Here is a 23582-nt window from a genome sequence, read left to right as displayed (position 1 = left end):
TACCCGCCGGGATCAGCGGGCCCGCAGGGTGACCGGCAGCGCCGAGGGTGAGAGCACGAAATCCCGGTTGGAGGCCCGCACCCGATGTCCCGGCACCGGGGCGATCCGCCAGCGGGACAGCAGCGCGGCGGAGGCCAGCGCGATTTCGAGCATGGCGAAATGGTCGCCGAGGCAGCGGCGGCGGCCGACGCCGAAGGAGATCATCGCCTTCTTGGCGGTGTCGGCGGCATTCTCCGCGGACCAGCGCTCCGGATCGAAGGATTCGGGGTGGGTGAACCAGCGCGGGTCGTGCTGAACCATGTAGGGGCTGAACATGATCGCGGCCCCCGCCGGAATGGTGACGTCCCCCAAGTTCAGGTCTGCGCTGGCGTTGGCGGCGCTGATCCAGGGTCCCCAGAATCGAATGGTCTCGGAGACGACCTGTTTCAGGTACGGCATGGCGGCCAGGTGTTCGGGCCGCACGTCACCGCCGCCGACCACGGCATCCAGTTCCGCATACAGGCGTTCGGCGATGGCCGGTCGCAGGCTGACCTCGTGCCACAGCCAGCCGGTCAGCGACGCCATGGATCCAACGCCGCCGGCGAGCATGAGGATGGCCTCGTCGATGATGTGGTCGTCGGACAGCCGCGCCCCGGTCTCGCTGTCGGTGTGCCGGATGAGCGCCGACACCACGTCGTTGAAATCCTCGTCGCGCCTGCGGTATTCGCTCACCACCGCCCCCACGGCCGCGCGCAGGTGCCGGGACTTGCTGCGCCACCGGTAGTTCGCGATGACCCGCAGCCTGCGCAGCTGCGGCGGCAGTGCGGTGCGTACGATGACCTGGCTGAGCAGCCACGGCACACTGTCACGGATCTCGCGGCGCGCGCTGTCGCCGAAGTCGGCGGTGAACAGGGTCGCCGAGACGGTGTCGAGTACCAGGCCGTGCGCCTCGTCCATGAGGTTCACCCGTTGCTCGACCGGCAGTGCGGCGGCCCAGGCATTGGCGATATCGGCGGCGGCTTCGGCGTACTCGGCGAGCCTGCTCTGCCGCAGCGCGGGCGAGATCATGCGGCGGCGCAGCCGGTGTTCGGGCCCGCGCAGGACATTGACCGCCCCGCCCGCGATATCGTCGATAGCCTCGCGCAGATCTTCCCGCTCGAATTCGGCATCGCTGAGATTGACCTCGCGCAGCAGGTCCGGGGTGGTGAGCACATAGCCGGTCTGGCGGCCGAAGTGCACCCGCACGATCGGCCCGAGCGCGGGCAGCGAGGTCACGAAGCCGGGTGCGTCGGTGAGCGCGCGCAGACTGTGCCCCAGCACCGGCACACTGCCCGGCGCGGTGGGGATGTCCGCCAGGCTCCGTGGCATGACGGGCGGCGACGCGGAAGCCAATCCGGCGCTGGCGTCCCGATAGACCTCCAATACCCGTGCGATCTGGTGCGATTGGCGCACCGCGTCGACGTGACCGGCCAGCTGCTCACGCAGATCGGCGAGCACCGAGCGGTCCGCCACCAGCTTGGTGAGGGTCTCGCTCAGCGCCTCGACCGAGGGATCCGCCGACCGGATGCCCGCGGGCACCGATTCGGCGAGATCGGGATCGCAGTACACCACCGGCAGTCCGACGGCGACGGCCTCGAGCAGCACCATGCCCTGGGTGTCGAATCCGTTGGAGGGGAACAGCAGTGCGTCGGCCGCCGCCATGGCGTCGAGGCAGGCGGCCTGGCTCACCCTGCCGTGCAACCGGATTCGCTCCCCGAGCCGCCGTTCCACAATGCGTCCGACGGCCGCGCCGTGCAGGTCGCCCTCGCCGTAGATGTCGAGCACGCAGTTGTCGGTGCGCCGCACCGCCTCGATGGATTCCAGCAGCCGCTTCTCTCCCGACAGCCGCCCGCACCACACCAGCCGCAGCGGCCCGTCCGCGGGGCGCGTCACCGCGGTGCGGTCGTCGAGCAGCGCATCGTCGACACCGTTGGACACCACGGTGATCGGGCGGGTGAGCCCGTGCGCGAGCAGCAGGTCCGCGAAGTGCCGGGTCGGCGCGATCACCTGGTCGGCGGCCTGGGCCTGCCCGCTGATCGTCCACCAGGCGTGCCGGGCCGCGGCCGATTCCTCGGCCCGGTGCGGCATGTGATGCTCGTGCGGCACCCAGCGGCCGTGCAGCCCCCGCAGCGCCAGCGCGGTGGCGTACGGCGCGGGCGAGGTGTGCTCGATGAAGGCGTCGTCGCGGCTCTGCGCGGTGTGTACGAGCGGAATCCGGTGCCGCCGTGCCGCTTTCATGCCCGCGATGGCGACGCCGTAGGTGCTCTGGGTGTGCACGATGTCGACGGGCCCCCGGGCGGCGAATGCGGCGTCGATGAGCGAGGCATTGCGCCGGGTCGGTGCGACGACCGCGAATCCGTTCACGGCCGGAACCGGCAGCGGTTGCAGCGCAACGATATCCGGGTCCGGCGCGGCCGCCGGGTCGGGCACTGTGAACACGGTCACCCGGTGCCCGGCGCGCTCGAGTCCACGGCGCAGCCCGGTGACAGCTGTTTGCACCCCGCCGAGCGAGGCCGGATGGTAGTCCACGAACATGGCGATGTGCATCAGCGCAACCCTACGCAGCGCCGCCCCGCTGTGAAATGCCCACATTTCCTGCGTCTGGACGCCGGCCCGCAGAGCACCCCAGTGTCAAGGGATCCCGTCCCCCTGCCGAGAGAGGCCGCATGCGCATTGCGATACCGCTGACCGGAACCCGGGGCGATGTGCACCCGATCGTGGGCCTGGGCGTCGAATTGCAGCGCCGCGGTCACGAGGTGCTGATCGGCGCGCCGCCGAATCTGGTCGAATTCGTCACCGCCGCAGGGCTTCCCGCGCAGGCCTGCGGACCGGACGTGCAGCGGCTCTACAGCTCCGACGAGGGCCAGCGCGCGCTGGCCGCGGGCAATACGCTGCGGCTGATGCAGCTGGTCGGCAAGCAGATGGCCGAGTACGGCGAGCGGATGAACCGTGAGGTCATCCGCGTGTGCGCGAAGGCCGATCTGATCGTGGCCAGCACCGTCACCGAGGACCGGGCGTCCTCGATCGCGGAGGCCATGGGCGTACCACTGGTCAGCCTGCACTACTATCCGGCGCGCATGAACAGCGTCTACCCGTTCCCGGGTCTGCTTCCCGCACACTGGAATCCGCCCGCCCCGGTCAATCGGGCCACCTGGCTGCTGGCCGAGAACCTGCGCCGCGTGGTGTTCCTGCGCTACCTCAACGAGCTGCGCGGCGTGCTGGGGCTGCCGAAGTCGTACACCAGCCCGGCCGCGGCCCTCGCGCGGGCGCGGGTGCCCGAGATCCAGATCTACGATCCCGCCCTGGTGCCGGGTCTGCCCCGGCAGTGGGACGACCGCCGCCCCTTCACCGGCTTCCTGACCCTCGATCAGGCCACCCGCGCGGCGGTGGGCGAGCTGTCGGGCAGCCACGACGACATTCTGTCCTGGGTCGACGCGGGCGAGCCGCCGGTGTTCTTCGGCTTCGGCAGCATGCCGATTCGCGATGCCGCCGCCGTGTTCGCCATGGTGGAGCAGGTGTCCGCGCGGCTCGGGGTGCGTGCCCTGGTGCACGCGGGATGGAGCGACCTGGATGTCGCGAACATCGTGACGGGCGACCGGATCAAGCTGGTCGGCAATTTCGCCTACGACCGGGTCTTCCCGCACTGCGCGGCGGCCGTGCACCACGGCGGCATCGGCACCCTGTTCGAAAGCCTGCGGGCCGGACTGCCCACGGTGGTGTGCTCGGTGTCGTTCGAGCAGCCCATGTGGGGCGGGCAGGTGGAGAGACTCGGTGTGGGCGCGCATCTTCCGTTCACCGCCATGACCGCCGACCGGCTGGCAGGCGCGCTGGGGCCGCTGCTGAACGCGCGCACCCGGCAGCGCGTCGAGGGTTTCGCGGCGACCCTGCGGACCACCGGGGTGGCCGAGCACACCGCGGATCTCATCGAGGCCGCCGCCCGGTGACGGTTCCCACGCTCTCGGCGGCACGCCATTTCGTCCCCGACACCCTGGTCATGTTCCGGCGCTGTGCCCGCCGGACCCTGCGCAGCACGGACACGCTGGTCATCTCGCTGACCATGCCGATTCTGATGATGCTGCTGTTCACCTACGTGTTCGGCGGCGCGATCGAGGTCGGCGGCTCGTACCTGAACTATGTGGTGCCGGGAATCATGCTGCTGTGCACGGGTTTCGGCGCGTCCATCACCGCGACCAGCGTGTGCACCGATATGACGCGCGGCAGTATGGACCGCTTCCGGACGCTGCCCATGTTCCGGCAGGCACTGTCGGCGGGACATCTGAGCGAGGGCCTCGTGCGCACCATGGCGGCCATCGCCATCGCGGTAGGCGTCGCGGTGACACTGGGCTACCGGCCGGGTTCGGGGCCGCTGGGCTGGCTGGGCGCGGCCGCGCTGATCGCCTTGTTCGTGGTCGCGATCACGGCCATCGCGGTAGCGCTGGGCATGGCGGCGAGCAATCCGGAGGCGGCGGGCGGGCTCACCTACGCCATCACGTTCATTCCGTATGTCAGCAGCGCGTTCGTGCCGACCCGCACCATGCCGGGCTGGCTGCGCGGTATCGCCGACCGGCAGCCCGCGACCCCGGTGGTCGACACCGTGCGCGCGCTGCTGGACGGTACCGCCGCCGACCGGGCGCCGGCAGCGGTGCTGTGGTGCCTGGCCATCGCGGCGGTCGGATTCGCCTGTGCCGCCGTGTCCTTCCGGCGTTTGTCCTACCGCTGAGCCGCTGAGCGGCTCAGCCGCGGGTGGCCACCACTGCCTGTGCGATGAGCGTCAGGTACAGGGTGAGGATGAACAGGACCGCGGGCAGTACCGGGTATTCGTCGTCCCGCGACCGCGCGAACCGCCATGCTCCGACGGCCGGGATCAGCGTGAGCGCCAGGGGAATCCAGCCGAGGACCGCGGCCGCGCCGTGCCACTCCCACGGCTTCGCGACAGCGATCTCACACACCGCCGCCGCCAGTGCGCACAGTACCGACGCCGCGGCGCTACCGAGCGCACCGAGCGCGTTCGAGTAGTACATCTCCCCCGGCCGCGTGCTGCGCGAGGTCTTGCGGGCGAACTCGAATTGCAGGAAGGCACCGGCGAACACGATCGCCACCACCGCGACCCGGCCGTGGGCCGCCGCCTCGCCGGTGTCGATGGCCGACAGCACGACATACGCGGTCACCAGCAGCTGCACCGGATAGGTGACCACGAGGTTGAGCATGATGTCGGTGCGCACCGTCTCCGAAAGCTGTTCCAGCGCCCAGAGAATCAGGCCGTAGGCGAGCACCGCCGCGATGGCCACCGCCGAGCGCGCCGACAACGCGAGGCTGCCCGCGATCGACACCACCGCGATCACCCCCATGGCACTGCGCAATTCGAGCGCGCTCACCGCTCCGGTGACCAGTGGCCGGTCCGGATTGTGCACCCGGTCGTACTCGAGGTCCTTCTGCTCGTCGACCATGCGCAGGTACAGCAGCACGATCGCGACGATGCCGATGCGGGCGGCGGTCGCGCCGGTCGGATGCCAAGCGACGCCCGGCTGCGTCAGCAGTGCCGCCGTGCCTTCCAGGGCCAGCACCCAGAGGATTCCGTACAGCAGGTAGTGCGGCTTGTACATCACCTTGGTGAACCGTGCGATCCGGCCCACCGAGGTGAGAAGGCCGGTGCGGGAGGGAATTTCGGCGAGATCGGTCATGGCGCCGCCACCTCCCCCGGTGTCGGCCAGCCGTCCCAGCCGGTCAGTTCCGTGGCGGGTGTGCGGCGCACGGGTCTCCCGCCGCCCGGCAGCAGGTGCGCGACCGGCAGCATGGCCACCTGGGTGACCTCCTCGAACGGAATGCCCAGCAGCTCGGCGACCTCGCGCTCGTAGGCCAGATGCGCCGTGGTCAGCGTCGATCCGAGACCGCGTGCGCGCAAGGCCAGCTGGAGATTCCACACCGCCGGATAGATGGACCCGTAGAAGCTGGCCAGCCGCACCGCCGAGGGTTCGGCGGGCGGGCGGCCCAGCGCGCATACCAGGATCAGCGCGGGCACCTCGGCCAGGTGGTCGGCCAGGTACTGCCCCGACGCCAGATCGGCCAGCTGATCCGGCCGGGGTGTGCGGCCGGAGAGGTTGGCGGCGAACCCTTTCCGGTAGTACTGGCCGATCCGGGATTTGAGTCCGGGGTCGCGCACCACCACGAACCGCCACGGCTGCCGGTTCGAGCCGCTGGGCGCGTGTACCGCGATCTCCAGGCACTCCCGCAGGTCCCGGTCGTCGACGGGCCGCTGCAGGTCGAGGCGTTTGCGGATCGCGCGGGTGCCGGTCAGCAGATCGATGTCCATCAGTCGCCGTCCTCCGACAGTGTCGGGTCTCCCGCGAATTCGAGGTCGATGCGCGCCGCCACGGTGCCCGCCTGGCGGATCTCGCAGTGCACCACGGTGGCATCCACCCCGGAGTCGGTGCGCTCGGCCACGCACACAGCGGGCAGGTCGAGCTCCACGAACTGGTCGAAAGCGCTTGTCACGCTGATCAATCGGCGGGGCTGCGGGCCCATGGTGGTGAGCGCGGTCTGCCGGCAGGCCTCGATGAGCAGGTTGCCGGGCACATGGTCGAGCTGATGGTCGAACAGGACCGGATGGGTGGTGTCGGCGACCAGCGCGGCGCGGGACCGGCCCGGGGTGGACTGCGGCGGCCCGATCACCACATTGCGGGGATTCTCCCGGCCGACCAGTGCCGCGGCGGCCCGCGTGCCCGGCGAGGCGGGAATCTCGAAGGGCCCCAGGCCCAGGTGCTTCCGGTAGCCCGCGCGGATGGCGGCCCACTGCCGGGGATCCACCCAGGAGAAGGAGCCGTCCACGGTACCCATCGGAACTCCCCGGCAGCTGATGTCGAGGACCAGGTCCAGGCCCTCCAGCCGCTCTCCCCGATGGTGTTCGCGCAGTGCCCGCACCCGCAGTTCCAGATCGGCGGGCGCGGAACCGATCTCCCAGATCGCGCCGTCGATGCCGGTGCCGTTGAAGGTGCGCACCAGGAAGGCCCGGTCGGTGGGCACGTCGAAGAATTCGTGGGTCACCGCGATGGAGGCCTGCCGGGCGGCCTCCATGACCGCGATCAGGTCGTGGTGCAGGCCCAGCGCGCCGGCGTGATCGCCGTAATGGCCGTGCATGCGCGGCAATTGGGCCCCGGCCACGAAGGCGCCGGAGGTCTCGGCATCCAGCGAGGTCACGAACACCTCCGCGACCGCGTGCCGGTGCGCGAGCGCGCGCGGGATGGTGCGCAGGTGGGTGGCGCGCACGGCGGCCCGGGAGAGCGGGTGGGCGGTTCTGGGTGGCTGTGTCGTCGTCATGATCTGGCCTCCAGCCAATCGGTCGCGCTGACCGGGCGCAGGGTCTGCGACCCGGTCCCGGCGCGCATGGGTAGGACGTAGGAACCCAGCACGATGACCGACCAGGGGTCCAGCTCACGTCCGCTGGACCACGCCACCTCCAGCAGCGCGGCCTGGGCGGCCGGGGAGCCGGGCTCGGTCGCGGAGATGCGGTCGTCCGGGGATTTCATTGCGGCGGAACCCAGTTCGGCGTACAGCCGGGCGATGGCGTCGGAGCGCTCGAAGCTGCGGGCGGGGGCCCGGTCGTAGAGGTCACGGGCCAGCGCGGCGGCCGCGTCGGTGCGGTCGCGCGCCTCGAGCGCGTGGGCGAACACCTGGGCCCGGGTGGTCTCGTCGAAGTAGATGGCGAGTTCGCGCAGTACATCGGCGGGATCGTCGGGGGAATGGACGAGATTGAGCAGGTAGTTGTGGCGTCCGAGCAGGTAGCGCAGTTCACCGGGCTGCCGTTTGCGGGGGTCGGTCGCGCCCTTGGCGGCGGTGAGGCGCACCGGTGTCGGCAGCTCGGCGACCGGGCCGCGGACGACCAGCACCAGGACGTCGGAGATCCCCACCAGGAGATCGGCCAGCCGCCGCCGTTCCGGGGAGGCGATGTTCCAGGCGAAGTACCACAGGGCGCGGGCCACGTGCCGGTCCACCACCACGCGGCGGGCGTCCACCACCTGGAAGTCGTTGTCCGCCAGCCAGGTCAGGGTCGGTTCGACCGCCCGGGCCACGATGGCGTCCGGTTTCAGCAACAGCAGCGAGTGCTCGCGGGCGAAGCCGGCGGCGTCGATGCCGAGCCGCTGTGCCTGCTCTACGGTCTCGAGCACATAGGTGTCGGTGAGGTAGGCGTCGACCTTCTCCTTCGACGGTGTCGCGTCGGCGAGCAGGGTGCGCAGGGCGTCGTCGGTCACGGCCGGGCCTCCGCTCCCGGCGTCGGCGCGCCGATTCCGGTGCGCGCCAGGGTTTCCGCGATCGACGGCAGCGGCGCGCCCAGGTAGCCGGACTCGAGGCAGTGGTCCAGCAGCGCCCGCAGGTAGTCCTTGCCGGTCTGCGGTGGGAGCCGGTCCAGCAGGCGGTCCGCATTGCTGGTGTCGAAGGACAGGCGGCGCTGGAAGTAGCTGGTGTAGAGCGCGCCGATGCGCAGGTAGTACTCGCGCTCGATGGGGTCGAGATCCTCACTGTGGAAGGAGGATTCCGGGACGAAGGTCGCGACCTCGAAGGACGGGTACTCGGCCAGCACGTCGGAGACCTCGCGCAGCGACAGCGTGTCCCGGCCCACAGCGTGCAGGGTGGATCCGGCGACACTGTCGAAATCGGTGACCGCGGCGGCGATCACGTCGGCGACATGGTCGACCGGGGCCAGGGCGAGCGTGGCGTCGTAGCGGCCGGGCAGGGTGCGCAGCTTGCCCTCGACCATCAGTTTCACCACGGTGTAGAGGTTCTTGTACTCGCGGATCACGCCGTCGCCCAGCGCGCCGGTGACGATGCCGGGCCGCACCACCGCCCACCGCAGCCCGCGCTCCCCGGCCGCCCTGATCACCTGTTCGGCCCGCAATTTGCTCTGCTCGTAGCCGTTTCCGAAGGATTGGCCCGCATCCAGTTCGTCCTCGCGGATGACGCCGTGCCGCAGACCGCACACATAGGCGGTGCTCACGTGCAGCAACGGCACGTCCCAGGCGAGGGCCAGCGCGACGGCGTGCTCCGCACCGCGCACATTGAGCTCGTCGTAGGTCTCGGCGGTGGCGTCGAAGGCGGTGGTGGCGGCGCAGTGCACGATCATGCCCACCCGGCCGGCGAGATCGGCCGCCGTCGCAGGCTCCAGCCCGAAGACCGGCCGCCGGATGTCGCCGGTGATCCGCAGGTCCGGCTCGTACCCGCTGCCGTCATTGCGGCGGATATCCGAATTGCTGTGCAGCACGGCGGCTACCGGTCGGCCGGCGCCGCTGAGCCTGGCGGCAACTTCCGACCCGACCAGTCCGCTCGCGCCGGTGAGCAGGACGGTGTTCCGGTCGCTCATGCACTCACCTCCAGGGTGCGGGTGACCAGATCGACGACCTGGCCGACCCGCAGCACTCCCATCAGCTGTTCGGGCCGGTACCGCGGCAGCGCGAAGCTCTGTTCGAGCACCACGGTCAATTCCATGAGCCGCAGCGAGTCGAAGCCGAGGTCCTCGATCAGGCGCAGCTCGTCACCCTGTTGCCGTGCGCCGGCGGCACCGTCGAGTTCGGCGGGCCGTGGGGCCATGGTGGTGATGATGTGCCGGACGCGTTCGGCGACAGTGGTTTCCGTGGTCATGACTGCTCGCTCTCTCGCAGGTGGGGCTGCTGGCCGCCGCTGGCCAGCAGGTCGCGGGCCTCGTCCAGAGGCAGGTCGGCGTCGAGATACCCGGCCAGCCGCAGCCAGTCGTAGCCGAGGGTGAGGGTGCGCTGCCACTGCTCGCGGGAATCGAAGGAGGCCGGAAAGTCCCGGCCCGCGCCGGTATCCGCGACCAGGCGGCGCACCGTGGCGACGACGGCGTCGACACGGGCAAGATCGTTCAGCGTGTCGCCGCCGTTTCGCAGGGTCCGCGAGAACCGCACGCGCACGGCCGATTCCAGCGCCGCGATCAGTGTGTCCCGCTCGGGGGCATGCGGGGGCAGCAGCCCGGCGACCGTGCCGACGGGATCCACATCGGCGGGCAGCGGATGAATGCCGAACGCGCTCAACAGCACTCGCACACTCATGGCGATGAGCCGGTGCCCAGCGATATCGGCAACCTCGCCCTGCGCGTCCTTGACCGCGCCCACCAGATCCTCGCGGGCATTTTCCAGCACCACGTTGGACCACACCAGATTCAACCCGGCTCCGATGAACCGCCGGGCAGGCAGCGCCGATAGCGTCGCGACCCCCTCCCCGCGCGCCGCGCCGGTGAGTCCCAGTGCGGGCGTCGCCGCCACGGCCACCGGCGTGTACGCCTCGACCGGTTTACACATGGCCAGGGCCGGTTCGAGCACCTCACCGCCCCGCCACTGCAATCCGACGAACCCCAGCCGGACGAACTCCGCCAGCTCCGCCCCGATATCGCGCGGAGCGCGCGCCATGACATCCCGGATCGACTGCCGGAACACCACCGACCGCCACGCCTGGGCTCCAGCCTCGGACAGCACGAAAACCTCACTGTCGGAACGCAGCACGTGCAGGCGTCCGGCCAGCGGCCAGGTGGTGACGGCGGGACGCCGCGTGAAGATCAGCTCGTGCGGGTCATCCGCGACTCCCGCCACCCCGAGATCGGTGGCCAGGGCCACCGTGGCAGCCCACCGCGCGCCGCCCCGGTCCCGAGACTCCGCATCGGCAGTGGTGGCGATCGTCCCAGCGATCTCCCCACCGGAATCCGATGATTCAGTCGATTCGAACCGCGCGAGCCGCCCGGAATCGCCCTCGTTACCCGCGCGCTCCCGGTCGGCCGCACCCGTCAGCTCGCGGTAGCGGTCGATCAGCGCGTCGGGGGCGGTGCGATCGAGTTGCTGTGGCAGCCATTTGGTTTCGAGGTAGGTTTCGCCGCGGCGGGCGAGCCAGGCCTTCATGGCCTGCCTGAGACCGTCTTCGGCCCAGGCCTCGGCTTCGGTGCGGGAACCGAAGGCACGCAGGGCGATGGCGTAGCCCAGGGCGTGGCGGGCGCGGGCGGTCCACCAGTCCGCCACGAGGATGGTGAAGCCGTCGTGGGTGAGGATCCCGCGCAGCTGGTCCAGATCGACCGTGCCGGGTCGGACGACCGTGGCGCGCAGGAAACGCTGGCAACGGTTGAGGCCGTCCTCGTCCGGGTCGGTGGCGGCCCGCTCGAGTTGCCGGCGCAGCTGGGCCACCGAGCGGGTGCGGACCTCGACGCGGCGGCCGTCGAGGAACAGGACGGTCGGCAGCGTCGGCAGTTCGTCCGCGCCGGGGGCCACCACCAGGAAGTCGATGTCGGAGCCCGCATTGCCGAAACCCTCGGCCAGAGAGCCCTCGAACAAGACCGCGGCGTCCTCGGGAACGGCGACCGACCGCAGCGCGCCGTCCAGGAGCTGTCGCAGCCTGTCCATCGGCATCCCGGGTCGCGGCACGGCCTGCGCCGGGGGCGCCACACTCTCGGATCCGCCATCGTCGGCGTCGCCGGGCTGCGCGAGCGTGGTCGGCTGTGACGTGCCGACCGCGGCCCCCTCCGACTCGAGGGAAGTGGGTTGCCCCGCAGCGGAATCCATCTCGTGCAGCACCGCGCCCTGCAGGGCGCCGTCCCGCAGCAGCTGCCACATGTGGCGGCGGCGGGGTTTGCCGCTGGAGGTGCGGCGGATGAGGCCGCGCGGGCCGGTGACGATGTGCACGGTCTGGGCGGGCCCGAGGTGGCCGCGAATGAGGTCGCGGGCCTGCGGAATCCAGTCGCCGGGCGCGGTCTCGGCGAAGAGGGCGACGCCCTGGAGTCCCGCCTCGACGAGGCCGACGGCCGCGAGCTTGCCCTTGGTGAGCCCGGTTTCCTGGGCGACCCGGGATTCGATGTCCTCCATGAACACCGAGCGGCCGCGCACCTTGATGCTGGTGCCCATGCGGCCGAGGACGAAAACCTCGCCGTGGTAGAGGAATCCGGCATCACCCGAGTACAGGCGGCCGTTCTCCAGGCGGGTGGAGGAGGTCGCGCCCGCCTCCCCGGAATAGCCCAGCGCCACCGAGTCTCCGGTCACCACCATCTCACCCAGGACGCCGTCGGGCAGTTCCCGGCCCTCGTCGTCGACCACGGTCACGATGGATTCCGGGGTGGAGAAGCCGAGCCCGGTGATCCAGCCCGCGCCCGCCACCCGGTGGGTGTCGTCGAGGATCGCCTCCTCGAGCACCGGAACCCGTTCGCCGAAGCGCAGATTCGGATTGTCCAGCCGCAGCGCGGTGATGGGCCGCCGGGTGGGCGAGGAGGTCACCATGAGCGTCGCCTCGGCCAGCCCGTAGGCGAGGGTGAACGCGCCCATCGAGAAGCCCTGCGGGCCGGTCAGATTCGCGAAGGCCTGCAGGTCGGCCACCTCGACCGGTTCGGAGCCGATGGCCAGCGTCCGCCAGCCCGACAGGTCCAGGCCGGCGATCTCCTCGGGCCGGATCCGGTGCGCCACATAGCCGAGCGCGAACGACGGCGACGGTGCGTGCTGGGCGTGGGTCATGGCGCGCAGCCAACGCAGCGGGTCGCGCACGAACTGGTCGGGGCGCATGAGGTACAGGTCGGCCTGGTTGGTGACGCCCTGCAGAAACGCGCCGACCAGCCCCATGTCGTGGTAGAGCGGCAGCCACGACACCATGGTCTCGCCCGGCTGCCAGTCGATGAGGCGGGTGATCATGGCGATGTTGTTGGCCAGGTTGTGCCAGCTCACCCGCACACCGCGCGGTGCACCCGAGGAGCCCGAGGTGAACTGCAGCAGTGCCACTTCCGACACCTCGGCGAGTTCGCGCGTCGCGGGGGCGGCGGGCAGCGCCGCGGCACGGACGACCACAGGCTCGTCGGTGCGACCGGCCGCGAGGCAGGCGCTGCGCACGAAGGTCTCGAACTCCGGGGAGGTGACCACCAGGCGGGGCGCGGCCTGCTCGACGATGCCCGCGATATGCGCGACGATCTGCTCCAGGTCGCCGAACATGGGCGGTGCGACCGGGGTGAACACCCCGCCGCACGCCCACACCGCGTAGAAGGCCGCCACACACGGGAATCCGGTCGGCATGATCACGCACGCGCCGTCGCCGCTGCCGAGTCCCGCGACCCGCAGCAGCTCCGCGATCGACCACACCTGGTCGGCCAGGTCCCGATAGCTCCGGTACTCCCATCCGTCGGCCTCGTCGGCCAGGTACAGTCCGGTGCCGGCCGAGGGCTCGATCAGCCACCTGCGCACGGTCGCTACGTCGTTCACGTGGTCGATCACTGGTCTCCTTCGGGAAGCACGGTGACGGTGCCGGCGGCCCCATCGACTCGAATACGCATGCCGCTGCGCAATTGGCGGGTGATACCGGGCAGCTGGACCACGGTCGGCACGCCCAGCTCACGCGCCACGATGGCCACGTGGGTGAGCGGACTGCCGCGTTCGATGACCAGCGCGGACGCCGAGGGCAGGGCCGCCACCCAGCCCGGATCGGTGCGGTAGGCGATGAGGATGCCGCCGGCCACGTCGCGGGGTTCGTCCACGATCACCGCGACGCCCTCGACAATGCCCGCCGCCGACGGGGTTCCGGTGAGCACCGTGCCGGGGGTGGCCGCGGCCGTCGCGGTGACCGGAATCCAGCCCTGCTCGGCCAGTTCGGCATTGCCCAGCCGCGGGCCGACGGTGCGGAAGCGGGCCGGGGCCACCAGCGTGGAATCCTTGGCGCGCAGCGACTTCCGCACCGTCACCACCTCGCGCAGCCGGCCGGTGTCGGCGCCTTCGTAGCAGCCGCGCAGTTCCTCGACGGTCAGTTGGAACACGTCCTCGAACTCGTCGATGACACCGCGCGCCGCCAGATCCCGGCCCATCACCCGGATCATGCGCTTGACCATGCCGAAGGCGCGGGTGCGGCAGAAGCGCAGCCGCTCACGGTGGGCGGCGCAGCGGGAGACCTTGGCGCGCAGGCGTTCGTAGACGCGCCGCCGGGCGCCGTGGCCGAGATGCGCGTCCAGGTAGGCGTCGGCTTCCCCGGCGCGGTTCGCGGTCACGGTGTCGCCGACACGGCCGACCGCACTGCGCAGCATGACGAACAGATTGGCCGGATTCTCGCGCAGATCAGGCGTTTCCAGCTTGAGTTCGTCGAGGCTGCGATAGCCGTAGCGGTCCAGATAGTCATCGAGGGCGGCCAGGAACTCGGTGCGCTCGGCGGCCCGCAGCGCGTCGTGAATCGCCTCCGGCGCAGCCGAATTGATGATGTCGTTCAGTTCCGGATCAGCGCGCACCACCCGGGCGAGTTCGGTCATGGCGCGGGCCGGCTCCGCGGATTCGACATCCGCGCCGGGGCCGACCACGGCGTAGAGGAACCATTCCGGCGCCTTGGGCAGGAACAGCTTGGTCAGCAGGAACATCAGGCCCGTACAGGTGAGCAGGATGGCGTCGAGCACCATGAGCGGGCCCCACCGCCGCACCAGGTCGCCCTCCACCGTGCGATAGGAGCGGTAGGCCTGCTCGCCGGTCAGCGCGGTGTAGTCCACGGCGTCGTACTCGTCGTAGACGCGGTAGAAGTCGGTCATGAACCCTTCGACCAGGTCGTCGATGCCGAACAGGCGCCGCGCGTAGATCATCGTGGTGAGCGCGCGCGAGCGCAGCCGGGCCGCTGCGCTGTCGAACTCGAAGGGCCGCAGCGTCTTCGCGATATCCGCCGGCAGCGGTTCGGCCACGCCGAGGGCGACCTCGAGCACCCGGCGGTTGAGCGGGTAGCCGGGCGCGATGCCGACCATGCGGTACCAGTGCAGCAGGTTGTAGTAGACGCGGCCGTGAAAGCTGCCCAGCAGCACGGGAGTCCACGCATCGGTCTGCCGCAGCTGCTCGGACGGCACCCCCAGGGAGGCCGCGTAGCCGCGGTACACGCGGCCGTAGATATCGGCGGCGGTGGTGTAGGTCAGCGGCGAGGTGACGCCGCTGAAGCTCTCGATGATGTTGGAGTTGTCCCAGATTCGTGTCTCACTGCGACCCACCCGCTCGCCGGCGCCACGCAGTTCGACCTCGCGCGCGGACAGCGTCGACGCGGTCGCGGTGATCGGCCGGGTCTGTAGCAGCCACAGGCCGGTGTCGTCGATCGCCCATTCGATGTCCTGTGGTGCGCCACACGATATTTCGACCTTCCGGGCGATCTCGGCCAGCTCGGCGGTCTCGGCGTCGGTCAGCACCCGCGTGCCGCGTCGGGCGGCCTCGACTTCGACCGTCGTGCTGCCCTGCCCGTCGCCGGGCTCGACGCGAATATCCTTGTCCCCCAGTGTTATATCGAGCAGTGCACCGGTGTCCCGGTCCAGGATCATCGAGTCGGCGTCCACCGCGCCGGACACCAGCCCCTCCCCCAGCCCGAAGACGGCGCTGATCACCAGCTCGTCGTCCGCGCCGGTCATCGGATTCCGCGTGAACACCACACCACTGGATCGCGCCGAGATCAATCGTTGTAACACCACCGCGGGCGCGTAGGCGCGAGACAGGCCGTGCGCGAACGCATATCGCACCGCACGCTCGGAGAACGCCGACACCCAGCAATCCCGCACCCGGGCGATCACCGCTTCGAGACCGTGCACGTTCAGGTGGCTGTCGAACTGCCCGGCGAACGAATGCTCCGCCCCGTCCTCGGCCGACATGGACGACCGCACCGCGATGGGCTCCGGCCCGAGCCGCTCCCAGGCCTCGCCGATCACCGCCACCGCCGCCGCGGACACCTCCGCGGCCGCCAGCGCCCCGCGCAACTCGGCGGCCCGCGCCACCGCGGCCTCGACCTCCCCGAGCGCCGCGAACCGCTCCAATTCTCCCGTCAGACCCGCCCCGCTCGCGAACCCGTCGAACACCTCCGTGCCGAGCGCCACCCACTCCGGCACCCGGACCCCCGCCTCCCCCAACGCGTACAACCCCCGCGCCTTCCCGCCCCCATACGCGGCGACATCCACCGAATCCGACCAAGGGCCGAGCAATCGCACAACCTCTCCCATCCCCCTGAGGCCAGTCACATCACAGCGAATGCCGGAGCAAGATCAGGGGTTCTACTTTGAGTAGTCCACGTTTCAAACGCGCACCAGCCCAAGGTTCTTGGGTCTGCCTCACCCCGGTTCCTCGAGCCACCATCACGGCCGAAGCCACGCCGTGCAATTCGCGCAGCGAGTACGACACGGCCGGATGGCGCGAAAAAGCCCCGACAGTCCCCGACGGGCACCGGCGCAACCCGGCATTCCTCGGTAACACCGCGACTCTTGTTGTGCGGCTTCACTTTCCGTCGCCGCATGCCGAAGCACTGTGCAGCCACCGACGAGATCCCGTGGATCGCCGGGCGTCGAGCTCACCGTGTCGGAGCGCTCCCACGCTCCCGCGGTCGCGCGCTGCTCGATTCGAGCGATAGACAGTACCTATCGCCGGGCCGCGCCGGACGCCACCGCAGCGAGACTGGGCGCAGCACACCGCACAACCTCGGCGAAAACCCGTGCGGTCCCGGAAAGGACAGTGGTGGCCCGGCTGCAGATCGACGAGGTGTCGAACCGATTCGGCCCCGAGCACGCGGTGCGCGAGGCGAGCGCCAAGGACCGGTGGGACCTGCGCGCGGCCCGCGTGCCGCGCTTCGGCGACAAACCGCCGGTCCCCACCAATTCCGGTGGTGGCCTGCACATTCTGTCCAGCGACCCGGCCAAGCAGCGCGCGGCCCGGGCGCTGATCGAATACCTCACCAGCGAGGAGTCCCACGTGAAGATCTCCCAGAACACCGGCTATCGGCCGCTGCGCGCCGAGGGCGCCGAACTCCTGGCCACGTCATGAACCCGGCGAACGTCCTGACCCTGGTCCAGCTCACCGACACCCACCTGCGCGCGAACGGTGAGCGCGTCCTCGACGCGGTGGACACCCATGCGGTCCTGTTGCACGTCCTCGACAAGCTCCGCGCCGGCGGGCGGCGTATCGACGCGCTCATCCTGTCCGGCGATCTGGCCGACACCGGTGCGCCCGAGGCGTATCGGCGGCTGCGCGCGGCCGTGGAACCGGTGGCGGCCGAACTCGGCGCGCAGGTGCTCTACGTGCTGGGAAATCATGACGAGCGTGCGGCTTTCGGTGTCGAACTGCTCGGGCGCGAGCCCGGTCCGGCGGCGGCCACCGCGCCCTACGACCAGGTCCTCGAGGTGGCCGGGCTGCGCGTCATCGGCCTGGACTCCACCGCGCCCGGACAGCACCACGGCCATCTGGAAGGCAGCCAGCTGGACTGGCTGGCCGCCCAGCTCCGCGGGCCCGCGCCCCTGGGCAGCCTTCTGGTGCTGCATCACCCGCCGCTGCCCTCGGCCGTCCCAGCCGCCGAATTCCTCAAGCTACGCAATGCCGATCGGCTGGCCGAGGTGCTCACCGGCACCGACGTCCGCATGATCCTCTGCGGCCACAACCACATGACCGCCGCCTCCGCGCTGGCGGGCATCCCGGTATGGGTCGGACCCGCGCTGGCCTATCGCATCGACGCCATGTCACCGGCGGGCCGTCAATACGGCATCGCCGGTTCGGGTTTCACCCGGATCGACGTCCTCGACACGGCGATCGTCGCCACCGCGGTCGAGACGACACCCACGACCCGGCTCTACGACAAGTCCGACACCGAGGTGCAGGAGCGTCTCCAGGCCCTCGCGGCCGGAAAGGGCTAGCGGTGTTCGTCGCTGTCGCCCCGCAGGATTCGCCGCCGATGCCGACCCCGGCACCGGCGGCGCGTCCGCACTGTGCCCGGCTCCGCCGAGCCACGCCCCACCTGTACCTCACACCGCAGTGATCCTGCTGGTGGCGTGGACCTGGCGAGCCAGCGGGTACGTCCGCGCCTCCGAACCCTCTATCACGCACTGATTTTCGCCACGTCCTCATCGCACCGGTGGCCGCCGTCGCGGTGTGGCGCCGGCTCCTCCACCCGCGCACCGGTTTCGTCGACGGCGCGCTGGACTCGGACCGAGACCGGGTCTACGACGCCGCCACCGCCCACTGGGTCATCATCGGCGTCACCGGCCGGCAGCTGCTCGGGTTCGCCGTCCTGGTGGTGTGGGCACGTCGTGAACGCCCTCGTCCGGCCGGGACCCGAATGATCACAGCCCGAACACCCGCCGGGCGTTCCCGTCCAGGTACAGCTCCCGCGTCTCGTCGTCCAGCCCGAGCTGCTCCAGCCCGTCGAGCGCATGCTGCGGCAGGATCATCGGATAGTTGGTACCGAACAGCACCTTCCGCCGCCCGCTCGTGGTCTTCAGATACTCGATCAACGCCGCCGGCAGCCGCTTGGTGGTGTACGCCGAGGTGTCGATGACCACGTTCTCGTGCTTGCGCGCCACCGCGATCATCTCCTCGGTCCACGGATAACCGACATGACCGCACACGATCGTCAGCTCCGGGAAATCCAGGGCGATCCGGTCGATATAGGGAATCGGCCGCCCCGGCTCCGAGGGCCGCAGCGGGCCGGTGTGCCCGACCTGCGTGCAGAACGGGATCCCCAGGTCCACGCACGCCGCGTACAGCGGATAGAACCGCGCGTCGGTCGGCGGCACCTCCCACAGCCACGGCAGCACCCGCACCGCCTTGAACCCCTCGTCCCGCACCCGATGCCGCAGTTCCCGCACCGACTCCATCGGCCGCCGCAGATCCACCGAGGCCACCCCGATCAGCCGGTCCGGCGCCTCCGCAACCCATTCGGCCACCTCGTCATTCGAGATGAGCACCCCCTCCGGCGCACACCACGCCGACAGCAGCGCCCGGTCCACGCCGCCGGCGTCCATGGCGGCCAGCGTGGCCTTCAGCGGAATCTCCTCCGACGGGATGACATCCCCGGTCCACCGCCGCAGCGAGTCGAAGATGTCACGCGCGAGAAAGCGACCCGTCGGATGCTGCGCCCAGGCGTCGATCGTCATCACTGACCACCCCATTGCTCTCCGGGTCCGCAGCGCCCGCCGGCTCCGGACCGTCCAGACATTCCAGGAACGCGGCCACCGCCGGATTGGCCTCCGCACTGCGCCAGACCGCGTACAGATCCAGTGTGGGCACCGGATCCACGATTTTCACGGCAACCGACATACTTCCCGGCCCGCCCATCCCCATGGAGATTGCGCGCGGCAGCGAGGCGAACCCCACCAGCGGCCGCACCGACACCAGGTGCGCGGTCGCCCCGGGATCATCGGCGTACTGCGTGACATTCAGCGAGATCCGCGACTGCGCCGCCGCCCGGAAGATGTTGTCGTACATGGCCGGGCACTGCTCCCGCGCGAACAGCACACACTCCTGGTCTCGCAATTCCGCGAACGGCACCCCGGCCCGGTCCGCCCACCGATGCCGCTTGCCCACCACCGCCACCAGCGGCACCCGATGCAGCAGCCGCCGGTACCGGAACTCCGGCGTGCTCGGATGCCCGTACACCATGGCCACATCCAGCGCGCCCTCGGCGAGCGCCGTGAGCTGGGGGCCGGTCCGCTTCTCCCACAGCGACACCTCGATGTCGGGATATCGGTCGGTCATCCGCACCAGCGTGTCCGGTAGCACGTGCCGGCTCGCGGGCAGGTTGTAGCCGACGTCGACCGTCCCCACCCGGCCGTCGGCCAGGGCCCGGGCCGCCCGCGCCGCCCGGTCCAGCTGCGCCACGATCTGCCGGGCCTGCACCTCGAACTCCCGCCCGGCCGGGGTGAGCCGCACCTCATGGGAGTTCCGCGCCACCAGCGTCACACCGATCGACTTCTCCAGCTTCTGCAACTGCGCGCTCAGGCTCGGCTGCGTCAGATGCAGCCGCTGGGCCGCGCGCCCGAAGTGCAGCTCCTCGGCGAGGGTGATGAACGAGACCAGATGTCGGATCTCCATGGGCCGGCTCCTCTGTAATACCCGCCAAGCTCGTCGCGATATCAGCCACGCTAGCCCCGGCCGGTAACCGGTGATGAATTGCTGTTCTCCCTGGAACAAATGGCCGATGACGTTCGTTGTACATCCACGGCTCCAGATCCGCGCTCCACGCGGGCACCTCGGAGTCAGGGGGCGAAAAATCACCCGACAACGGCAGGTCCGTTGTGCCACCATGTTTTTCACCGATGATCAGCCGACCGTCAAGGTCGTGACCAGCAGGAAAGGAGGAGACGGCATTGAATCCGATGTTCAGCGAACAGTATTCGCGTTCGCCCGAACAGCGCGCCCTACTCGTGCGCCACGCCGAGCGCAGCCTGCGCGGCGACGACCGGAACATCGGCCGTCTCCAGGCCCACGCGTAAGCGGGCAACTCCCTCCTTCTGTTCGATCCCTTTCACGAAACATGGTGACCCCCATGCTGTTCCGCCACGCCGATGACCCGGAAATAACCACCGACAACTGGATACACGCCGGAGTGCTGCTGCTCAACGCCTCCTACGAGGCGCTGACCACGATCCGCGCCGAGCGCGCGGTGGTGCTGCTGCTCGGCGGCGCCGCCGAGACCGTCACCGATCGGCGGCCGCACTTCCCGATCCGCTCGAAGCACCTGGAGCTGGCGCTGCCGGAGACCATCCGGTTGCACCGCTACGTCTACCTCGAGCACCGGATCCTCACGCACGACGACGACAGCCGCGCCACCCTGGCCGCGGTCCTGCGCCGCGACCGCTACCGCTGCGGGTACTGCAACGACTGGGCCCGCACCGTCGATCACATCCGCCCGCGCTCGAAGGGTGGGCCCAACACCTGGGCCAACCTCGTCGCCGCGTGCGGTCCCTGCAATACCTACAAGGCGGACCGGACCCCCGAGGAGGCCGGCATGCGCCTGCTGTGGGAGCCCAAAGCCCCCAATGACAGAGAGCGGGCCCAGCGTCAGGTCTGGAAGGAACTGGCGGCGTCCTGAATCCGAGGACAGGGCCCGATCTCGATGAACAAAGAACGCCCACACCGCGTGATCGGACATGAGAGGAGCGAGATCCGATGACGAACACTGCACTTCGGGAGCCGACCCTGGCGGATCTGCTCCCCATTTCCGACTCGAAGGACTACTGGCAGCGCGCGGCCTGCAAGGGTGACCCGAACCACGAGGCGTGGTTCCCGTACCCCTCGCAGGACTTCGGCTACGCCCGCACCATCTGCGCGGCCTGCCCGATCCGCCGCGAATGCGGTGACTTCGCGGCCCGCACCGGCCAGTCCGGCGTCTGGGGCGGTCACGAGTACGACCGCGGCAAGCTGATTCGCGACTGACACCTCGGCGGTGACTCCCCTCGGAGTCACCGCCGTTGTCGTCGCTACGCCACCGGGTCCAGGCCGGTCGGATTCCGCGTAGCCGCCTGGCACCGGTGGCTACCGACCCGTCAACATAGGATGGTCGCTCGTGGGAACTCATCGCGCCGCGGGCGGGTCACGAGGTATCAGCAAGGGACCGGTTATCGCAGTCGTCGCGGTGATAGTGCTGGCGCTGGCCGTCGTCGGCTGGGCCTGGCTGTCGGATCGGTCCAAGGAGCGCGACAGCCGCGCCGCCGCCTCCTGCGTCGAGGGCACCGCCACCCTCGATGTGACCGTCGATCCGGACATCCTCACCCCGGTCAGGGCCGCGGCCGACCGCTTCAACGCCACCAAACCACACGTGCGCGACCACTGCGCCGAGGTGGCCGTGGCCGCACAGCCCTCGGCCGCCATGGTCGCGGCCTTCACCTCCGGCAAGGCGTGGGATCCGGCACTGGGCCCGCAGCCCGCGCTCTGGATTCCGGACTCCTCCCGCTCGGTCGAGCAGATGCGCGTGCCGGGCCTGATCGCGGGCACCCCGGCCCCCATCGCGGTCAGCCCCATCGCCCTGGCCGTCCCCGACGACCTGCGCCGCGCGCTCGAGACCGCCAAGGCGCACTGGTCGGACCTACCCCGGCTGCAAGCAGGCTCGCTCGCCGATATCGGGCTGCCCACCTGGGGAAAGCTGCGCCTCGCCATGCCCGCCGGGGACGGCTCGCTGGCCGTCGCGGCCGCGGTCGGCTCGGGCGTCTCCGGCACCGATCCCCTCGACGAGAAGGCCGTCGCCACCGGTCAGGTGGTCTCGGCCATCTCCGGCCTGGCCGCGGGCGCACCCGCCGCCAAGGACGTGACCGGCGCGCTCACCGATCTGTCGGGGGCCGCCGACCCGGCCGCCGCTCGAGCGCAGGGAGGTGCAGCGGTGCACGCGGTGGCCGCCACCGAGCAGCAGATCCGGGCCCGCAACGGCCTGACCGCCTTCCGCCCCGACGGCGCGGGCCCGGTCGCCGACTACCCGGCCGCCGAGCTCACCGGCTCCTGGGTGGACCAGACCCAGAACCTGATCGCGGGCCTGTTCGCCGACTTCCTGCGCGCCCCCGACCAGTCGAAGCTGTTCACCGACAACGGTTTCGGCGCCGCGCCTCCGGCCACCACCCCGGTCCCGGCGAAGGCGGTTCTGGACAAGGTGGGCCAGATCCTCGCCCATCCGGTGCTCGGCGTGCAGGCCACCGTGCTGCTGGACGTCTCCTCCTCCATGTCCACCACCGAGGGCTTCGGCACCCGCCTCGCCAATGCGGCCGCGGCACTGGAGTCCACGATGGGCGTCATGCCGCCGGACTTCGGCCTGGGCGTGTGGGAGTACTCGAAGAACCTCGACGGGAACAACCCCTACAAGGTCCTCACCCCGACCGCGCCGCTGTCGGATGATCAGCGCACCGCCATCGGCCAGGCCCTGACCACGGTCACCGCGAGTACCTCCAAGCCGGACCGCGCCTATCCCACGCTGGAGGCCGCCTACAAGAATGTGCTCGCAAACTACGCCGCGGCCCGCACCAATTCGATCCTGCTGATCACCGACGGCCCCCAGGACGATTCCACGGTCACCGGCGATCAGCTGCTCGCCGACATCGCCGCCGCGACGGATCCGGCACATCCGGTGCGGATCGACGTCATCGTGGTCGGCGGCCCCGGCACCCAGACCCTGCAAACCCTCACCCAGCGCACCGGCGGCACCTACACCAAGGTGAACACCACCGCGGACCTGCCATTCGGCACCGCGGTCTCGCAGGCGCTGACGACACCCTGACCGCCTCGAATTCCAGCGCGGCTGCACGGCAACACGGCGACAGCGCTTTCCGCATTCGCCAGCAAACCCGTGGCATATTCGGCGAATGGTACATAGCACTGGTCCCGAACCCACACTGAAACAGGGTTTCGCCGCCGGAACGACGATCGCGGCGGGCATCCTGCTGCTCGTCGTCGGCGCGCTGTCGATCCTGCAGGGCATTTCCGCGGTGGCGTCGGACGACCTGCTGGTCGTCGGCTACGACTACGTCTACAAGATGAACACCACCGGATGGGGCTGGATCCACATCGTCCTCGGCATCATCGAGATCGTCGTGGCGATCGGCCTGCTCCGGGGCACCACCTGGGGTCGGGTCGCCGCCCTGATCCTGGCGGCCCTGTCCATCGTGGAGAACTTCCTCTGGATTCCCTACTACCCGGCCTGGTCGCTGCTCATCATCGCGCTCGACGTCGTCGTCATCTGGGCCATCTCCACCTACAAGCCCGTCACCGCCTGAGCCCGGGCGCGGTGACCGTGCCCCGGGGCACCGCCGCGCCGATAGTGCCTGCGGCACAACGTCGACGCGCCCCATCGGTGACAAC

Annotated in this window: 20 protein-coding genes; 9 read left to right on the top strand and 11 right to left on the bottom strand. The window is 70.3% G+C overall.

The window, feature by feature from the left end; translation table 11 throughout:
- Positions 1-12 precede the first annotated feature (12 nt).
- Positions 13-2565: a cytochrome P450 gene (locus ABZ909_RS05455; RefSeq protein WP_356996406.1), complete on the bottom strand. Its 2553-nt coding sequence runs from the start codon at positions 2563-2565 to the stop codon at positions 13-15.
- Positions 2566-2684: 119 nt separating this feature from the next.
- Between ABZ909_RS05455 and ABZ909_RS05450 the strand changes: the two genes are divergently transcribed.
- Both ABZ909_RS05450 and ABZ909_RS05445 read left to right on the top strand, forming a co-directional pair.
- Positions 2685-3962, top strand: a complete 1278-nt coding sequence (locus ABZ909_RS05450; RefSeq protein WP_356996405.1) for a glycosyltransferase — start codon at positions 2685-2687, stop codon at positions 3960-3962.
- Positions 3959-4738: an ABC transporter permease gene (locus tag ABZ909_RS05445; protein WP_356996404.1), complete on the top strand. Its 780-nt coding sequence runs from the start codon at positions 3959-3961 to the stop codon at positions 4736-4738. Before ABZ909_RS05450 ends, ABZ909_RS05445 begins: the two co-directional genes overlap by 4 nt.
- A 13-nt stretch (positions 4739-4751) precedes the next feature.
- On the opposite strand, the gene ABZ909_RS05440 is transcribed toward ABZ909_RS05445, so the two are convergent.
- The 8 genes from ABZ909_RS05440 to ABZ909_RS05405 are packed head-to-tail and all read right to left on the bottom strand — an operon-like array spanning position 4752 to position 15979.
- Positions 4752-5699 (bottom strand): hypothetical protein, encoded by a 948-nt coding sequence (locus ABZ909_RS05440; protein ID WP_356996403.1) that lies wholly within the window; start codon positions 5697-5699, stop codon positions 4752-4754.
- On the bottom strand, positions 5696-6328 hold the full coding sequence (locus ABZ909_RS05435) for a nitroreductase family protein (protein ID WP_356996402.1): 633 nt from the start codon (positions 6326-6328) through the stop codon (positions 5696-5698). The genes ABZ909_RS05440 and ABZ909_RS05435 overlap by 4 nt, the downstream gene beginning before the upstream one ends.
- The gene (locus ABZ909_RS05430; RefSeq protein WP_356996401.1) at positions 6328-7332 is read right to left on the bottom strand and encodes a ScbA/BarX family gamma-butyrolactone biosynthesis protein; all 1005 of its coding nucleotides are present in this window, start codon (positions 7330-7332) and stop codon (positions 6328-6330) included. Before ABZ909_RS05430 ends, ABZ909_RS05435 begins: the two co-directional genes overlap by 1 nt.
- Positions 7329-8264: a nucleoside-diphosphate kinase gene (locus ABZ909_RS05425; protein ID WP_356996400.1), complete on the bottom strand. Its 936-nt coding sequence runs from the start codon at positions 8262-8264 to the stop codon at positions 7329-7331. The genes ABZ909_RS05430 and ABZ909_RS05425 overlap by 4 nt, the downstream gene beginning before the upstream one ends.
- Positions 8261-9370: an SDR family oxidoreductase gene (locus ABZ909_RS05420; RefSeq protein WP_356996399.1), complete on the bottom strand. Its 1110-nt coding sequence runs from the start codon at positions 9368-9370 to the stop codon at positions 8261-8263. Before ABZ909_RS05420 ends, ABZ909_RS05425 begins: the two co-directional genes overlap by 4 nt.
- Positions 9367-9648 (bottom strand): acyl carrier protein, encoded by a 282-nt coding sequence (locus ABZ909_RS05415; protein ID WP_356996398.1) that lies wholly within the window; start codon positions 9646-9648, stop codon positions 9367-9369. Before ABZ909_RS05415 ends, ABZ909_RS05420 begins: the two co-directional genes overlap by 4 nt.
- Positions 9645-13256 (bottom strand): AMP-binding protein, encoded by a 3612-nt coding sequence (locus ABZ909_RS05410; protein ID WP_356996397.1) that lies wholly within the window; start codon positions 13254-13256, stop codon positions 9645-9647. The genes ABZ909_RS05415 and ABZ909_RS05410 overlap by 4 nt, the downstream gene beginning before the upstream one ends.
- Entirely contained in the window at positions 13253-15979 is a 2727-nt protein-coding gene (locus ABZ909_RS05405; protein WP_356996396.1) for a phosphoenolpyruvate synthase, read from the bottom strand. Before ABZ909_RS05405 ends, ABZ909_RS05410 begins: the two co-directional genes overlap by 4 nt.
- 508 nt (positions 15980-16487) lie before the next feature.
- Here ABZ909_RS05405 and ABZ909_RS05400 point away from each other — a divergent pair.
- Both ABZ909_RS05400 and ABZ909_RS05395 read left to right on the top strand, forming a co-directional pair.
- Positions 16488-16793: a hypothetical protein gene (locus ABZ909_RS05400; RefSeq protein WP_356996395.1), complete on the top strand. Its 306-nt coding sequence runs from the start codon at positions 16488-16490 to the stop codon at positions 16791-16793.
- Positions 16790-17656 (top strand): metallophosphoesterase, encoded by an 867-nt coding sequence (locus tag ABZ909_RS05395; protein WP_356996394.1) that lies wholly within the window; start codon positions 16790-16792, stop codon positions 17654-17656. Before ABZ909_RS05400 ends, ABZ909_RS05395 begins: the two co-directional genes overlap by 4 nt.
- Positions 17657-18082: 426 nt before the next feature.
- On the opposite strand, the gene ABZ909_RS05390 is transcribed toward ABZ909_RS05395, so the two are convergent.
- Both ABZ909_RS05390 and ABZ909_RS05385 read right to left on the bottom strand, forming a co-directional pair.
- Positions 18083-18895, bottom strand: coding sequence for an amidohydrolase family protein (locus ABZ909_RS05390; RefSeq protein ID WP_356996393.1), 813 nt, complete (start codon positions 18893-18895; stop codon positions 18083-18085).
- Entirely contained in the window at positions 18843-19832 is a 990-nt protein-coding gene (locus ABZ909_RS05385) for a LysR substrate-binding domain-containing protein (RefSeq protein WP_356996392.1), read from the bottom strand. Before ABZ909_RS05385 ends, ABZ909_RS05390 begins: the two co-directional genes overlap by 53 nt.
- 275 nt (positions 19833-20107) lie before the next feature.
- Here ABZ909_RS05385 and ABZ909_RS05380 point away from each other — a divergent pair, with 275 nt between their 5' ends.
- The 5 genes from ABZ909_RS05380 to ABZ909_RS05360 all read left to right on the top strand — a co-directional run bounded on the left by ABZ909_RS05380 (position 20108) and on the right by ABZ909_RS05360 (position 23497).
- Positions 20108-20233 (top strand): hypothetical protein, encoded by a 126-nt coding sequence (locus tag ABZ909_RS05380; RefSeq protein WP_356996391.1) that lies wholly within the window; start codon positions 20108-20110, stop codon positions 20231-20233.
- Positions 20234-20286: 53 nt separating this feature from the next.
- Positions 20287-20832, top strand: a complete 546-nt coding sequence (locus tag ABZ909_RS05375) for an HNH endonuclease (RefSeq protein ID WP_356996390.1) — start codon at positions 20287-20289, stop codon at positions 20830-20832.
- A gap of 77 nt (positions 20833-20909) precedes the next feature.
- Positions 20910-21176 carry a WhiB family transcriptional regulator gene (locus ABZ909_RS05370; protein ID WP_356996389.1) on the top strand — a complete coding sequence of 89 codons (267 nt, stop codon included), beginning with the start codon at positions 20910-20912 and terminating at the stop codon, positions 21174-21176.
- Between the two features lie 130 nt (positions 21177-21306).
- A complete protein-coding gene (locus ABZ909_RS05365; RefSeq protein ID WP_356996388.1) occupies positions 21307-23001 on the top strand; it encodes a VWA domain-containing protein in 1695 nt (564 codons plus the stop codon).
- An 85-nt stretch (positions 23002-23086) separates the two neighbouring features.
- Positions 23087-23497, top strand: a complete 411-nt coding sequence (locus ABZ909_RS05360; protein WP_356996387.1) for a hypothetical protein — start codon at positions 23087-23089, stop codon at positions 23495-23497.
- Positions 23498-23582 lie beyond the last annotated feature (85 nt).

It is taken from the genome of Nocardia sp. NPDC046763 (genome assembly GCF_040645495.1).
Lineage (GTDB): Bacteria > Actinomycetota > Actinomycetes > Mycobacteriales > Mycobacteriaceae > Nocardia.
The sequence above is the reverse complement of the archived record's forward strand: the minus strand, read 5'-3'. Positions and strand labels throughout refer to the sequence as shown.